This window comes from Pseudoflavitalea sp. G-6-1-2 (assembly GCF_012927185.1).
Classification (GTDB): domain Bacteria; phylum Bacteroidota; class Bacteroidia; order Chitinophagales; family Chitinophagaceae; genus Pseudobacter.
In genome coordinates, this window is sequence record NZ_JABBGB010000001.1 from 2,146,530 (window position 1) to 2,161,348 (window position 14,819).

The window sequence follows — 14,819 nt, forward strand, 5'->3', positions numbered from 1 at the left end:
TTATTTTTCAGCACTTACAAAGTCGCTGCATTATTTCCACTTCTTCGCAAGCGAAGCGATTGTTTTTTTATACTCTTCCAGCGAAGCTTTTTCCTGTTTGATGAACCCGTTGTCTTCCAGTTTGCCCAGCACTTTGTTCATCTCCGCAGTGGTTTCGTATACCATTTTGCGGAAAGGATTCTTATAGTCCTTGGCTCTTGAAACATAGATCCCTTCTGTCATCCAGGTTTTCACTGCAAGGCTTTGTTGCAACAGTTGCTGCATATCCGCAGGTTTTATTTTTTTCATGTTCAGGCCATACACAGATTGCAGCGCTGCCATGGCATGCACAAATTTTTCCTGTGCATACTTGTCGGCCTGCTCTTTGTAAAATGCATGTACCTGTTCCCAGCTCTTCACTCGTCCCTGATGGATCTGCGTTATCAGCTTGTCGATGGCTGTGCGTTGGATCAGTTGTCCGCCTACATTCATCCAGCTGCTCAACGCTGGTTTGCCAGGGATGCTGCCGATCGATGCATCCAGCTGCCGGAACTGTTTGCCTGCATTGGCGATGAGCTGCTGCACGGCATAGTGAGCGATCAGTTCGCGATAGATATGATACGCATTGGTTACTTTGATCAGCTGAACCGGCCGGGTGCTGTTCTCGAAACCTTCTGCCAGGATCTCCAGCTCATTTACCTGCGGATCGCGGGCCATCAGCAATCGTCTGCCTTCTGCGATGGCATCTTCAGCAGAGAACTTTCTGCTGCCCTTCGTTAGTTTCAGGTAGGCTTTCCCGGTAGATGTTTCCAGAATAGTGATCGCTTCGAGAATCTCATTCACCGAATCAGGAGCGAGGTAATCGAATTCGAGCAGTTGTGTTTTGTTGATGCGTTTATCGCGGTCTCCGTACTTCCATGCATTGCGTGCCAGTGCATACATATTGTGCATGAACCAGTACGCCGGCATCACTATCAGCCTGTTCCTGCTCACATCATTGCTGATGAGAGAGAAGGGCAGAGGGATATTCAGCTCCACCGGAAAATCGCCTTTGGCGAGTATGGAGAACGAAGCAAATTTCGAATTGTGTTTGAGGCTCACACAGAGGCCAGGCCAGAACCCGCGCCCGGCAATGATTTCGCCATCTGCTCCCCGCGAGTTGTGATTGGATCCCACCGTTGCACCCGCAGCCATATTGCTCTGCCCCTGCAGCATCGCTGCGCAAAGGAATGAGTTGTTATGGTGTTGCTCATGCGATGGGAAGATCAGTGAATTCAACACTTCACAACAGGAGATGGTACTGTTCTCTCCGAGATAGGAGTTGATCAGCCTCGCACCATATTTCAGTTGAGAATGTGCTGCCAGAACAAAACGAACGGCTTTTACACCGTAGAACAAACGGCATCCGTAACCGATGATGCCATTCACCAGCTCACATCCTTCTCCTACCTGTGTTTTCGCTTCGGCAGATGAATTGAGGGTAACGTTCTTGATCTTATTGGCGCCTTTGAGATAAGCATCTGTTCCGATCTTCACATCTTTGATGATGCGGCAGTTTTTGATCACTGTACGATCTCCGATGGTGCCGTAACGACCTCGTCTGGTATCGATATTGTTCTGTACAAATTCTTTGAACTTCTGCTGCAACGCATCATCGTCACGGAACCTGCTCCAGAGGAAGGCATCACCGGGAAGCATGCCATCGAAAGGCATGATGCGGCGTGCGCCGTTCTCATTGCAGACTTCGAGCCAGATGCGGATGTTTTCGTCTTCGCCTTCCATCAGTACACCATTGCCGAACTTGGAGTGATTGGAAGCAGTGATCTCGTTCACATTCACCAGCATCACATCGTTGCCGGTGATGTAGTGCGAAATGTAGTTCACATTGTCCACTACAACGTTGTCGCCGAAGTCGCAGCTGATGATGGTGCTGTTGTACAATCCAACAGGGCGGCGGAGATCGTGGAAGTCGAGATAGTACGGTTCGAGTTTTCCGATGCGTACCAATCCGAAGAACTTGCAATCCTGCACCAGTTCTGGATTGAAGGCATCAGACACAAAAATATTGTTCCAGTTGTCTGATGTGTTTCTGTTGCGCACCAGCATCTCAATTTCATATGCTGTAAGATGCCTGTACTGCAGTCCATTTCTGTACTGCTGATTGCGCAGGTAATATTCATCTTTCCCTTTGGGTAAATAAGTTTCGGGAATGAAATTATAACCCAAAGTATTGATGGGGCTTTTCCGGATCTGATTCATATGGAAGAAAACTAGGTGATCAATGATTATTCCACAGTTACGCTTTTGGCGAGGTTGCGGGGTTTATCCACGTCCAGGTCTTTGGCGATGCCGATGTAGTAAGCCAGCAACTGCAGCGGAATTACGCTGAGTATGGGGGCTAAGATCTCATCGGCTTCCGGAACGGCAATTACATCGTCTGCCATGGCGGTGATGGTGTCGTCTCCTTCTGTTACCACGGCAATCACTTTTCCTTTTCTTGCCTTGATCTCCTGAATATTGCTCACGATCTTTTCGTGGTAAGAATCCTTTGTTGCAACAAATACAACAGGCAGGGTTTCGTCTACCAGTGCAATAGGACCGTGTTTCATTTCTGCAGCAGGATAACCTTCTGCATGTATGTAGGAGATCTCTTTCAGTTTCAGGGCTCCTTCGAGTGCGATAGGGAAATTGTACCCACGACCGAGATAGAGGAAGTCCTTCGCATCTTTATACTTCTCTGCAAGCGTCTTCACCTGCTCTGCGGTCTGTAGTGTGGTGCGTACTTTCTCTGGAATATCGTGCAGTTCGTTCAGCAGGTGAATGAATCGTTTCTGATCGATAGAACCTTTCTCATGCGCCACTTTCAGCGCAATGAGCGTGAGTACTACCAGCTGTGCAGTGAATGCTTTTGTGCTGGCTACGCCAATCTCAGGGCCTGCGTGCGTATAGGCGCCGGCGTTGGAGATGCGTGCGATGCTCGATCCTACTACGTTCACCACGCCGAAGATCATAGCGCCTTGCTCTTTTGCTTTTTCGATGGCAACAAGGGTGTCGGCTGTTTCGCCGCTTTGCGATACGGCAATGATCACATCGCCGGGGCGAACGATCGGGTTGCGGTAGCGGAACTCCGATGCGTATTCCACTTCAACCGGAATGCGGCAGAGCTCTTCGAAAATGTATTCTGCCAGCAAACCCGCATGCCAGCTGGTTCCGCAGGCGATGATGATGATGCGGTTTGCATTTTTTATCTGATCGATATTGTTCTGAACACCGGCCATGGTGATGGTTCCGAGCGATGCATCGAGACGTCCGCGAAGACAGTCGAAGATGGTGTCGGGCTGTTCGAATATCTCTTTCAGCATGAAGTGATCGTAGCCGCCTTTCTCGATAGCAGCCAGCTCCATATCGAGCTTGGTGATGAAAGGAGTGATCTTTTCGTTGCCGAGGTTTTTGAGGATCAGTTCATCCGGACGGATGATGGCCAGCTCATAATCGTTCACATACACCACTTCTTTGGTGTACTCGATAATGGGCGAAGCATCGGAAGCGAGAAAATGTTCTCCTTTGCCGATACCGATCACCAGTGGACTTCCCTTGCGGGCTGCGATGAGTGTATCCGGATTATCTTCATCGATCAGCACAATCACATAAGCACCCACTACGCGTTTCAGTGCAATGCGCACTGCTTCTTCGAGTGTGCAGTGATTGTTCTGCTGGATGTCTTCAATGAATTTCAGCAATACTTCGGTATCCGTATCGCTGGTGAACTGGTAGCCTTTTTTCATCAGTTCATTTTTCAGCTGGCTGTAGTTCTCGATGATGCCGTTGTGGATCATCGCCAGTTTGCCGTTGGATGAACTGTGAGGGTGAGCATTACGGTCGCAGGGTTCACCATGGGTGGCCCAGCGGGTATGCCCGATACCGATATTTGCGTGGAGATCTTTGCCCATCAGGCTGTCTTCCAACTCGGCTACTTTTCCTTTCTTCTTATAAACTTTCAGGCCGGAATTAAGCAAGGCCACGCCGGAGCTATCGTATCCACGATATTCCAGACGTTTGAGACCTTTCAAGATAACAGGGTAAGCTTCTTTTGGGCCAACATAAGCAACAATGCCGCACATTTTTTACTGAATTTATTGGTTATTGGTTGTGAGACGACATAAATGCAAAAAGGCCATAGCGCGATTTTTTCCTTCGCCTGATGCTGCGAAGAAAAAAATCCCGTTACGACCTTTTCGGTATTTTCTTAGAACAAACGATTGCGCAATTTATCGAAAAATCATGCCGGAACCTCCGATGCGGCTATTTTTTAAGATTGGTTTCAAATAGCTTGAAAATACGCTTGTATTCGTCGGTCCAGCTGCTGGGCTCCACAAAGCCGTGGTCTTCCACGGGGTAGGAGGCCAGTTCCCAGTTGTCTTTGCCCAGTTCGATCAGCTTTTGGGTAACACGTATGATGTCCTGGTAATGCACATTCACGTCTACCATGCCATGGCACATGAGCAGATTGCCTTTGAATCCGTTCACGAAATTGATCGGTGAACTGCGATAGTAGGCGATGCTGTCCGTGAATGGCTCGTTGAGAATATTGGAGGTATAGCCGTGATTGTAGTGTGCCCAGTCGGTCACCGAGCGAAGCGCGGCTCCGCTGTTGAAAACGCCGGGTTGGGTGAAAAGGGCCATCAGTGTGATGAAACCTCCGTAAGATCCGCCATAGATGCCGATATTTCCGGCATTCACGCCCAGCTTATCCACCAGATATCTGGCGCCATCCACCTGATCGGAAAGGTCTTTTCCGCCCATGTAGCGATAGATGCCGGTGCGCCAGTCGCGGCCATAACCAGCGCTGCCTCGGTAGTCGATATCGAGTACGGTATACCCGTTATCGGCCAGCAAATTGTGGAACATATATTCGCGGAAGTAGCTGCTCCACCATTTGTGCACGTTCTGCAGGTATCCTGCCCCGTGTACAAAAATTACGGCTGGCTTGCTGGGATGCGCATTTGCCGGGCGGTACAATCTCGCGTACACATTGGCGCCATCGCGGGCTGCGAATGTGATCAGTTCGGGTTCTCTCCATTTGTAGGATGCAAATTCCGGCGACTGTGCCAGTTTGGTCACCTGCTTCGGCTGTGCGCCGGCTTTGTTCTCCTGCACGTACAGTTCCCATGGTTTGTTGCTGTAGCTGTAGAGAAAGGCGAGCCATTTTTCATCGGGTGAAAGGCTTACCTGATTGGAGCCGGTCATGCTGGTGAGCTGCTCTGCTTTTCCGCCGGCAACGGGCAGTTTGTAGAAGTGCTGCTCTCCGGGGTGCACCTGATTGGTGGTGATGTAGAAATGTTTTTTATCGCGTGAGAGTTGTACGTCGAGTACTTCGTAGTTGCCGCTGGTGAGGGCTTTCTTGTCTTTGCTCTGGATGTTGAGCGTGTAAAGATGGCTGTAGCCGGTGGCTTCGGATTGGAACCAGATGGTGCTGGCATTGATCCAGCCGATGCTGCGGCCGTTTATGCCGGGACCTGCAATCCATGCTTCGTCGCGCTGACGATCGAGCGGAGAGAGTTTGCCGGTTGATCCATCGAGCAGTACCAGCCAGCGGTCTTTATTGTCCTGTGAACGGAGCTCAACCACTGCGTATGCGCCGTTGGGACTCCAGCTGAGACCTCCGATGCTCACTGCACGTGCAGCAGGGGTTTTAGTTTTTTGCGCCAGTGCTGCAGGATAATCTTTCAGATAGTCGGGCAGGTCTTTGATTCCGGCCAGGCTGTCTGTTTTGATGGCATACGCGGTATCGCGCTGACTGTCGAAAAGATACAGCTCGGTGGTACCGAAGTTGGATCCAACCTTTGTTCTTCCGGGAATATCTTCTGTGAATCCGCTTTCTGTGATGTAGTTGGGGACGATGGTGTTCTTTCCCGGCGTGGTTTTGAATAATCTGTATGCGATGAAACGCCCGTCCGGACTGATCTGTAAGCCGGTAGCCATTTTGTCGGCTGTGTACAATGCTCGAAGCGTTTTGATCTTCGGCATCAGTTTGTTCATGGAGTCGGTGGCTTCTCTTTCTTCTTTTCTGCTTTGCAGTACCGTTGAGTTGGCGATGGATTCCGCGAACAGCCAGTTTTGCTGCGTGCCTTTGTCTGCATTTTTTGCTTCAGGTAATGGTGCATTGCCCGATACAAAATTGGTGAGCTGTGTAATGGTGCCGCCGTAAATCTGCCATGAAAACAAGTTGTTGCCTCGCTGAAATACAATGCGCGTTTCATCGAATCCGAATGCCGGTGACATTTCCTGCTCCACGGTTTCAGTAACGCGTCTGGTAAGGCCTTTCAGGTCGGTAAAATAAATATCGCCATTCATCGCATACACGTATGCGGTATATTTTGAATTGTATCGCACATTGTCTTCCAAAGGAAGGTTTTGCCGGGTCTCCCAGTCAACCTTGTACGGTTTGAGATCAGCCGGATGGATGCTGTACAGCGAGTCGCTGGCCGCATTAACGGGGTTCCAGCTGAACTGCAAAGATCTGCTGTCGGCGCTCCAGGACAGATTGGAAGGTGAGCTGCCGATCCATTTGGGATCGCGCATGATCTTGTCTACCGTCAGCGGGGATAAGGGTGTTTGTGCATTGGCCGATGCCGCAATGAGCAACAGCGCAAAGCCATAAGCAAGCTGTTTCATGAAATGTTATTGGTTTTAGCTACAACAAAATACCACTCAAAATCATATACGCCACGGAAAAATATATGAGCAGTCCGGTTACATCCACCAGTGTAGCCACAAAAGGAGCAGAGGAAGTGGCAGGGTCTGCGCCCAGTTTTTTGAGGAAGATGGGAAGCATGGAGCCGGAGATGGTTCCCCAGAGCACCACGCCAATGAGCGAGAGGCCCACGGTAAAGGCTATTTCGGTGCCATGTTCGCCATAGGTGTGGAATACAGAATTCCAGAACAGTACACGGGTAAAGCCGATAATGCCCAGCACGGTGCCCAGCATCAGACCCGAAATGATCTCGCGTTTAAGTACTCTCCACCATTCGGCGATAGTGATCTCACCCATGGCCATTGCCTGGATGATGAGGGTGGATGCCTGCGATCCGCTATTGCCTCCGCTCGATATGATGAGCGGTACAAAAAGAGCCAGTACAACGGCCTTGGCGATCTCATCTTCAAAATATTTCATCACGGTGGCGGTGAGCATTTCTCCGAGAAAGAGTACTACCAGCCATACTACGCGTTTCTTGAAAAGCCGGCCCAGCGGCATTTCGAGATAGGGCTCGTCGAGGGCTTCGGTACCACCGATCTTCTGAATGTCTTCGCTGAATTCTTCGTTGGCCACCCAGAGCACGTCGTCGATGGTTACGATGCCGAGCAGGATATTGGCATCGTCCACCACGGGCAGGGCCACGCGGTTATTCATTCTGAACACCTGATTGGCTTCTTCCTGATCGTCGTTCACATTGAGCGTGATGTAGCGGTAATCGATGATATCGCCAACACGGCGGTCGGGACTGGCGAGAATTATTTCACGGATACGAACGTCGTCTACGAACTCTCCTTTTTCGTCTACAACGTAGATCACATCGATGGTTTCCATTTCCTTGCCTTCTTCGCGGATGAGATCGAGCACATCCTGAACGGTATCTTCCACATCAACGGAAATATAATCGGGCGTCATCAGACGGCCTACGCTTCCTTCGGGATAACCGAGCAGCGAGAGGGTGATCTGCCGTTCTTCGGGATTGAGCATTTTCACCAGCTCTTTCACCACTTTGCCGGGAAGTTCTTCGAGAAAGGAGGTACGGTCATCCGCCGGGAGTTCGTTGAGCAGCTCCGCTGTTTTGAATGGAGGCAGTTCGCGTATGATGGTTTTCTGATCTGTAAGATCGAGTATCTTAAATGCACTGGCAGCCCGGTGAATACTCATATTGCCAATAATCTGGCTGGCGTATTCGGGCAGTTCGCCGATCAGTTCGGCAACGTCGCTGATGTTCTGGTGATTCAGCAGTTCGCGTACCTGCAGTACATCGTCTTGCCGGGCCAGTTCAAGGAATTGTTCCCTTAGGGCATCAAGTTCAAGCTCCGTACTCATGGCCCCAAAATTAGGGAATAGTGGATGTGTATGCGCATTTAAATGTAATTTCGGGGCGATGATATTACCATGCCTTTATATAGCGCAAACCGGAGAAATGGGGCGCGGCGTATTCACTTCCGAACCTATTGCAAAACACGAGGTAGTTGAAATTGCACCCGTACTGGTGATGAATGCAAGCGACAGAGAACATCTCGAAAGAACCCGCCTGCACGATTATATTTTCGAGTGGGGCGAATTCGATGTGTGCATGGCATTGGGATACATACCTATTTACAATCACAGTTATTCTTCCAACTGCGATTACCATATGGATTACGACGATGATACCATCACCATCATCACCATGCGCGATATTGAAGCAGGAGAAGAGCTGTTCATCAATTACAATGGCGCCTGGGACGATGATAAACCCATCTGGTTCGATGCGAAGTAACCTGCATCACTTCTTCCCAAACTGATATTTCAATCCGAAAATAATTCCATAGCTGTTCAGCTGAATGTCCCCATTGCCGATTCCTTTTACAGGAATCTTCAGATAGGGTTCTGCCTGAAAGAATAATTTCTTGCCGATCTGCCATTCCTTTCCGGCGGAGAGATTGAGCACAGAGAAAAGATAATTGGAATTGGAATCTGTGTTCCAGTTCTTGCTGGCGCGATATCCGTTGTACAGATAGTAGTAATCGTAGTTCTCACTGGTCATGAGATAGCTGGAGATGCCTGCGCTCACAAACGCCCGACTGTTGGGCTTTACAGAAAAATCGTAACGCAGATTGATTGGAATATCCCACATGGCGCAGTTGCCTTCGATGGCTTCGATATTGTAGTAGACCATCGCACCCTTTGGCGTGAAATCTTTTGGCCGGGCTTTGTAGTATTTTTTAGTGAAACTGATGCCGGTGCTGATGCTCCATCTTTCCGCAAAATAGTAGTTGGCCTGTACGCCTGCCATCAGTCCGAATTTACCCATGGAACTGAACTTTACATTGCTGATATCGGGCCCTACAAAAAGTGTAACGCTGAACGATTTTTTTCTTCCGGACGGAGTAGTGTTCAGGGGCTTTTTGTTGGCTGTTGTTCGGGTGGCTGGTTGTTCGGGAGTTGGGTGAGGGATTGCATTCGAATCAGTTGCCTGCAACTGCTGGTTGGGTAAAATGTTTTGTAAGGATGTGTCTGACTCACTGATTTCCTGTTGCGCAGACTGAGGCTGGGTAAGCGTTTGCTTTGATTGATTACCTGCCTGTTGTTCTGCTTCTTTCGCAGACACATCAGCTGATTTATCCAGGATAACCGTAGTAGGAATTTGCAGCAAATTATTTTCTGATGATTTGCTTCTTCCCGAAATCAGGTTGCTGCGCTTGTTTGAAAGATGCATTTTGTCTGCGACCTGCTTCTCTGTAATTCTTCTTCCGGTTATTCTTTCTTCGTTGTTTGCTGATTGATCATTGTTTGACTTGAAGCGGTCATTCACCATTTGTTTTTGTGCAACATTCTCCGGCCCGGAACCAGCAGCGCTTTTTTTGTTATCGTCCTTCTTCACTTCGGATGAGTTGCTCGTATGCTCATCTTCTGCAATCAGCTGCTGCCTCATTCCTGCGGCGGTATCCTTCTGTGTGCTCTGATGTGCCTGCCTGTTTGCAGGCAGCGTGGTTTTTGCTATAGGTTCTGAATTGTCAGATGTAGTTTGTTTGTTGATGATGAACCAGCCACCGCCGAGCAGCAGCATGCCTGCGAGCAGCCACCAGAAGAAGAATCCTCTGCGACGCTTGCGCGGCAGTTCTTCGTCCAGCCGTTGCTGCACGGCCTCCCAACCCGATGTGCCAACCTCCACATCGTACTGGTCGGCGGCTTCGCGGCTCAGTCGGTCCAGTTCATTATCATTGAGGAGAGGCATATACGGTAAAGTGGTTTTTATTCAACAATAGTTTTCTGAGGTTTTCCCTCGCTTTGGAGAGATTGGATTTCGATGCGCCCACTGAAATGCCCAGCTGCTGACCAATCTCTTCGTGGCTCAATCCTTCAATTACGAAGAGATTGAACACTGTTCGGTATGCCGGCGATAATAGCCGGATAGCTTCGATGATCTCTTTGTAACCGAGTACATCGATGCCTGTTTCGCTGTTGTCTGGAATAGTTTCAGATTCATGGGTCAATACATGCCCATGTACAGATGCGTGGTTCTTCCGGTAATGATCGATGCAGGTGTTAACCAGTATTTTCTTGAACCAGCCTTTCAGGCTCAGCAGCATATCGGGTTGCCGTTGCTGGTCGAACTGGTGGATGTTTTTGAAGAGCTTTACAAATCCTTCGTTCACGATCTCCTCCGACTCATGCTGCTCATTGGTGTACCTGTAGCATATCTTCATAGCAAACCCTCTGAGCAGGTAATAGAGCTCCTTCTGGCTGTTCCGGTCATTAGCCAAACAGCCAAGGATCAATGTGGAGACCTTTGGGTTATCTGTATGCAAGAATGGTTTGGTTTGCAGTGAACAGGGTTGCCCCTGCAAAAGTTACGATTTTTCGTAATCTCATTCTTGATACGGGTAGCCCGTCAGAAAGGTTGCCTTGATTATTTCATATTTATAAGATTGGCCGGCGGTGTGCCGATCAGCGTGATGCTGGCACGGATAAATGCCTGAACCTGAACATGGTTTTCCTGCGGAAGTATTCCTACCAGTTTCAGTTCGTGCAGAGTTCCCGTGCTGCTCAGCCAGGGCGTTACCTGCTGGTTCAGCCTTGCTTCGATCAGGGCTTTGTTCTTTTCGATCAGCGCCCGGATGTCGAGTACACTCTGACCCGCAGCTTCTTTCATGATCTTCTTTTTGATCAGTCCCTTTGCGATATTCACCAGTACATCTTTGGTATCGATACCTACCTGAATATCGGCGAGCGACAATACCTGACGCGCGGTATCCAGCACCGGGCGGCCACTCAGACTGATAGTGCCTTTGCGGTTGCCGCTGAAAGAAAGATCTACTTTGATGCGGCCTTCGTTGTTGCCGCTTACATTCACGTCTTTGATCACGAAAGTGCGGCCATCAACATCGAACACGCGATTGCGCAAACTGTCGTTGAGGAGTTTGTTGAAGAATTTGTATTCGTATACGGCATTGAGGAATGTGCTGATATTGCCGCTGCGGTCTGCATTTGAAACGGGCGGAAGTCTGTCGCCGGTAACCAGTTTCGCACTGTCTGAATGGAACTGAGGAAATCCGCTGAAGCCCATGGAGAAAACGAGCGTGTCTTTCACCACATTGAATTTGCTCACTCCCAGCTGACGGAGGTTCAGGTTGAGATAGCCATATTTGCTGAGTGGCATTACACGGCTGCCGCCATTGCGCCAGTTGGCGAGGAAGGCGTTGTTGTTTACACTCTGCACAAAACTGTCGAAGGTGGTGCAGTAGGCTTCGATGGATGCTTTCACACTGTCGAGGATATCCTTGGTCATGTCGTTGTTCATGAGGGTTACCTCACATTTGTCGAGTGGCTGCAGTTTATCCAGATGCGTAACGGTGCTTACAGAGTGATTGGGATTGAGCGTGAGTTGCGAAGAGATGGAGATATCCAGTCTGCGAAGCGGCTCTTTGTCGAATCCGCAGCTTCCGTTCACCCAGGGCGACACCTGTTTGCCGAAGGCACAGAGGGTGCGGCTTCCGGCGATCTGGTAATTGCCTCGGAAGGCGATGGTTACTTTGTTATTTACAACTGCGAAACTGAATGGCGAACGAACAAAGCGGTACTTGTATCTGAAATCGCAGCCGCTTTGCGTGTAGTCGGGCCATTTATCGTTCATAAATTCTTTGGCAGTATTCGATTCCATTACCGACAGTAACGGTTTCATATATACTTTTACAGGAACATTTATAAAACTCATTGGCAGCGCAGGTAAACTGCGTGCCGGTGTGGAAGGTTTGGTATTGGTGGTGGTGGTGGCAGTTTTGCTGCTTCCGCAACTGATCAACACGATAAGGGCAAAGATGAAGGGGATCACCCGGGTAATTGACTTCATGCCGCAAATATCAAAATTTCCGCGCTAATTTTCACTATCTTCAATAGCGGCCCCGTACCTACCGCAGGAGAAGAAAAAATGGTTTATGAACAAAATGCCCAAACCGGCTACCATCCTCCAATTGTTACGAGCGGCTTTCAGGGAATTCAAACAGAATGAACCCTTACGGATGGCCGCGGCTACCGCTTTCTTTGCCACATTTGCCATGCCGGCAATTTTTATCATACTTATTCAGGTGTTCGGGCTGGTGATCAGTCCACGTTTTATAGGACGCAGTCTGGTAGAGGCTTTGGGCGGAGTGATCGGTCCGAACTCCGCTGCCGAAGTACGGCATACGCTCCGCAGTGTTCGCACATTGGCATCCACCTGGTACATCGCATCCGGTGGTTTTATCTTTTTGTTATTTGTAAGTACCACACTCTTCAAAGTGATCAAAGACTCCGTAAATCAGCTCTGGAAAATAAGGGTGGTGAATGGGAGAGGAGTGATGCCTCAACTGAAACAGAGAGGCATTTCGTTTTTAGTGATCCTATTTGCCGGCATATTTTTTCTGGCCACCCTGATGATCGAAGGAGGTGTGGCCATCGCGCGCGAGCAACTGGATTTTCTTCCCGGTAAAGAAGCGGTGGTATGGTCTGTCTTCAGTCAGATCGTTTCACTCACGGTGGTTACAGGATGGTTCACCATTCTCTTCCGTTATCTTCCGGACGGACATACCACCTGGCGCGTAACCATGGGCGGTGCTTTCTTCACAGCATTGTTATTCACGCTCGGAAAATTCCTGCTGCGATTTCTGCTGAGCTACTCCAATATGAGCACCGTGTACGGAACATCCACTTCTTTTGTACTGATGCTGCTCTTCATATTTTATTGCGCATTCATTTTTTATTTCGGCGCCTGCTTTCTGCGCGCCTGGGCAAATCATAAGCAACAGCCTGTAGTGCCCAACCCGCACGCAGAATCCTATATTCTGCAACAGGTGAAAACAGAAACTCTTGACAGATAATTTCCGGATATTATTTTTGTACCATGATCACTTATAATCCTAAAGACTGGTTCACCTTCGTGTTCCGTTTTCATAAGGCCGATACACTGAGAAAACTCATACCCCTCATTCTGGGAATATCTGTATACTGCGCGCTCATCGCTTATCTCGAATTGAATGTGTTCAAACTGGCGGAGAACAATCACATGAAGAATATCTCCATGATGAATACCCTGCTGAGTTTTGTGATCTCCATGCTGCTGGTATTCCGCACCAACACTGCGTACGATCGCTGGTGGGAAGGAAGAAAACTGTGGGGAGCATTGGTGAACAGCAGCCGCAATCTTTCTATCAAACTCAACGCCATACTGGGCCCTGCGGAAGATGATGATAAGAAGTTTTTCCGTCGTGTGATACCGATGTATGCAGCCGTTCTCAGCCGTCACCTGCAAAGCGAACAAACAAGGCTGGCGCTCGATACGGAAGAGCACCACGAGATAGCGCAGCTGGACAGCAGCAAACATTTGCCCAATCAGATCGCATCACTGCTGTACAAAAGAATCACCCGCCTCTACGAGCAGGGACGTATCAAAGGCGATCAGCTGATAGTGATCAATCAGGAATTGCAAACGTTTACCGATGTGTGCGGCGCCTGCGAACGGATCAAGAATACTCCCATTCCATTCTCCTATAGCGTATTCCTCAAGAAATTCATTTTCTTTTATGTGATGACGTTGCCGCTGAGCTTTGTGTTCAGCCTGGGTTATCTCACCATTCCTGTGGTAGCATTTATTTTCTATGTGCTGGCCAGTCTCGAACTGATTGCAGAAGAAATTGAAGATCCTTTCGGCGATGATGCCAACGACCTTCCAACGCAGAAAATTTCAGAGAATATCAAGAAGCATGTGGGAGAGATCTTCAGCTGACAGCAGGATCCTGTTTGAAGATCATTTCCAGGTATTCGTATAAATCAGGATGTTTTTCTTTGAGCAGTTCGGGCCGCTCGAAAAAGTATTCGGAGATCACGGCAAAGAATTCACTTTTGTCGGAAGCTCCATATGGGTTGATGTCCGAACGGTTCTTTCTGATCTCTTCGATCTGTTCTTTCATCAGATTCAGCCAGGGGATGGTATACTGATGCGCGAGCAGGTTTTCGGGAATGCCATCCACAGAGCCATCCGATTTGTCGAGCAGGTGAACAAATTCGTGAATGGCGGTATTGTTCTTGTCGTTGGTTACCTCGAAACCTTCACGGAGCGCGCGTTGTGAGAGAATCATCTTGCCGTTCATCGGGCCGCTGCCTACCATGCCGAGTATAGATCGGTTGTTCCCTTCGAATTGATAATCGGTGTTGAAGGTATCGGGATAGATCAGCACATCGGTAAGATTGCGGTACTCCCATTCCGGAAATCCGAAGATGGGGATCACGGCGCTGGCGGCTACATAGATTCTGTCGCGTTCTTCAATGGTTGCACCTACACCCTCTATGCGCACATTGGCGAGAAAGCTGCCTACCTTTTCGCGGAACCGTTGCTTGCCGGCATCGTCGAGCCGCTGATAATAACGAACATGGTTTGCAAGAATATCATTATCCGGACCGGTGAGTTCAACGGGTTTTTTCTTTACTGGCTTGTAGGTCCAGAGAAAGAAGCAAATGGCTGCAATGCCGATGAGGATGTATATGGGCGTCATGATGATGATTCAGAATTAGTGGTACCGAATATAACGAATATCCGGAAAGGCGAATGCAGGAACGTTGGTGT

At 49.1% G+C, this 14,819-nt stretch carries 11 protein-coding genes; 3 read left to right on the top strand and 8 right to left on the bottom strand.

Features of this window, described 5'->3' with window-relative positions:
* Positions 1-30 precede the first annotated feature (30 nt).
* The 4 genes from HHL16_RS08985 to mgtE all read right to left on the bottom strand — a co-directional run bounded on the left by HHL16_RS08985 (position 31) and on the right by mgtE (position 8,062).
* Positions 31-2,238 carry a DUF4954 family protein gene (locus HHL16_RS08985; RefSeq protein WP_169424787.1) on the bottom strand — a complete coding sequence of 736 codons (2,208 nt, stop codon included), beginning with the start codon at positions 2,236-2,238 and terminating at the stop codon, positions 31-33.
* Between the two features lie 26 nt (positions 2,239-2,264).
* Complete coding sequence (gene glmS / locus HHL16_RS08990) at positions 2,265-4,100, bottom strand: glutamine--fructose-6-phosphate transaminase (isomerizing) (protein WP_169424788.1); 1,836 nt, start codon at positions 4,098-4,100, stop codon at positions 2,265-2,267.
* 181 nt (positions 4,101-4,281) lie between these two features.
* Positions 4,282-6,654, bottom strand: coding sequence for a prolyl oligopeptidase family serine peptidase (locus HHL16_RS08995; protein ID WP_169424789.1), 2,373 nt, complete (start codon positions 6,652-6,654; stop codon positions 4,282-4,284).
* Between the two features lie 19 nt (positions 6,655-6,673).
* The gene (gene mgtE, locus HHL16_RS09000) at positions 6,674-8,062 is read right to left on the bottom strand and encodes a magnesium transporter (RefSeq protein WP_169424790.1); all 1,389 of its coding nucleotides are present in this window, start codon (positions 8,060-8,062) and stop codon (positions 6,674-6,676) included.
* A 58-nt stretch (positions 8,063-8,120) separates the two neighbouring features.
* Between mgtE and HHL16_RS09005 the strand changes: the two genes are divergently transcribed.
* Positions 8,121-8,498, top strand: a complete 378-nt coding sequence (locus HHL16_RS09005) for an SET domain-containing protein (protein WP_169424791.1) — start codon at positions 8,121-8,123, stop codon at positions 8,496-8,498.
* A 6-nt stretch (positions 8,499-8,504) separates the two neighbouring features.
* Here HHL16_RS09005 and HHL16_RS09010 read toward each other — a convergent pair whose 3' ends face one another.
* The 3 genes from HHL16_RS09010 to HHL16_RS09020 all read right to left on the bottom strand — a co-directional run bounded on the left by HHL16_RS09010 (position 8,505) and on the right by HHL16_RS09020 (position 12,071).
* The gene (locus HHL16_RS09010; RefSeq protein WP_169424792.1) at positions 8,505-9,956 is read right to left on the bottom strand and encodes a porin family protein; all 1,452 of its coding nucleotides are present in this window, start codon (positions 9,954-9,956) and stop codon (positions 8,505-8,507) included.
* A complete protein-coding gene (locus HHL16_RS09015) occupies positions 9,940-10,569 on the bottom strand; it encodes a sigma-70 family RNA polymerase sigma factor (protein ID WP_346766828.1) in 630 nt (209 codons plus the stop codon). Before HHL16_RS09015 ends, HHL16_RS09010 begins: the two co-directional genes overlap by 17 nt.
* Positions 10,570-10,631: 62 nt before the next feature.
* Positions 10,632-12,071: a DUF4403 family protein gene (locus HHL16_RS09020; RefSeq protein WP_169424793.1), complete on the bottom strand. Its 1,440-nt coding sequence runs from the start codon at positions 12,069-12,071 to the stop codon at positions 10,632-10,634.
* Between the two features lie 85 nt (positions 12,072-12,156).
* Here HHL16_RS09020 and HHL16_RS09025 point away from each other — a divergent pair, with 85 nt between their 5' ends.
* Together HHL16_RS09025 and HHL16_RS09030 are read left to right on the top strand one after the other, a co-directional pair.
* Complete coding sequence (locus HHL16_RS09025; protein ID WP_169424794.1) at positions 12,157-13,077, top strand: YihY/virulence factor BrkB family protein; 921 nt, start codon at positions 12,157-12,159, stop codon at positions 13,075-13,077.
* 23 nt (positions 13,078-13,100) lie between these two features.
* Positions 13,101-13,982, top strand: coding sequence for a bestrophin family protein (locus HHL16_RS09030; RefSeq protein WP_169424795.1), 882 nt, complete (start codon positions 13,101-13,103; stop codon positions 13,980-13,982).
* Here the strand turns inward: HHL16_RS09030 and HHL16_RS09035 are convergent.
* Positions 13,975-14,748: a M90 family metallopeptidase gene (locus HHL16_RS09035; protein ID WP_169424796.1), complete on the bottom strand. Its 774-nt coding sequence runs from the start codon at positions 14,746-14,748 to the stop codon at positions 13,975-13,977. The two genes, HHL16_RS09030 and HHL16_RS09035, sit on opposite strands and share 8 nt — an antisense overlap.
* Positions 14,749-14,819: the final 71 nt, after the last annotated feature.

Excerpts from the sequence above, each read along its gene's own strand:
- HHL16_RS08985 (WP_169424787.1), bottom strand. The coding sequence starts at position 2,238 with ATGAATCAGATCCGGAAAAGCCCCATCAATACTTTGGGTTATAATTTC.
- glmS (WP_169424788.1), bottom strand. The coding sequence starts at position 4,100 with ATGTGCGGCATTGTTGCTTATGTTGGCCCAAAAGAAGCTTACCCTGTT.
- HHL16_RS08995 (WP_169424789.1), bottom strand. The coding sequence starts at position 6,654 with ATGAAACAGCTTGCTTATGGCTTTGCGCTGTTGCTCATTGCGGCATCG.
- mgtE (WP_169424790.1), bottom strand. The coding sequence starts at position 8,062 with ATGAGTACGGAGCTTGAACTTGATGCCCTAAGGGAACAATTCCTTGAA.
- HHL16_RS09005 (WP_169424791.1), top strand. The coding sequence starts at position 8,121 with ATGATATTACCATGCCTTTATATAGCGCAAACCGGAGAAATGGGGCGC.
- HHL16_RS09010 (WP_169424792.1), bottom strand. The coding sequence starts at position 9,956 with ATGCCTCTCCTCAATGATAATGAACTGGACCGACTGAGCCGCGAAGCC.
- HHL16_RS09020 (WP_169424793.1), bottom strand. The coding sequence starts at position 12,071 with ATGAAGTCAATTACCCGGGTGATCCCCTTCATCTTTGCCCTTATCGTG.
- HHL16_RS09025 (WP_169424794.1), top strand. The coding sequence starts at position 12,157 with ATGAACAAAATGCCCAAACCGGCTACCATCCTCCAATTGTTACGAGCG.
- HHL16_RS09030 (WP_169424795.1), top strand. The coding sequence starts at position 13,101 with ATGATCACTTATAATCCTAAAGACTGGTTCACCTTCGTGTTCCGTTTT.
- HHL16_RS09035 (WP_169424796.1), bottom strand. The coding sequence starts at position 14,748 with ATGACGCCCATATACATCCTCATCGGCATTGCAGCCATTTGCTTCTTT.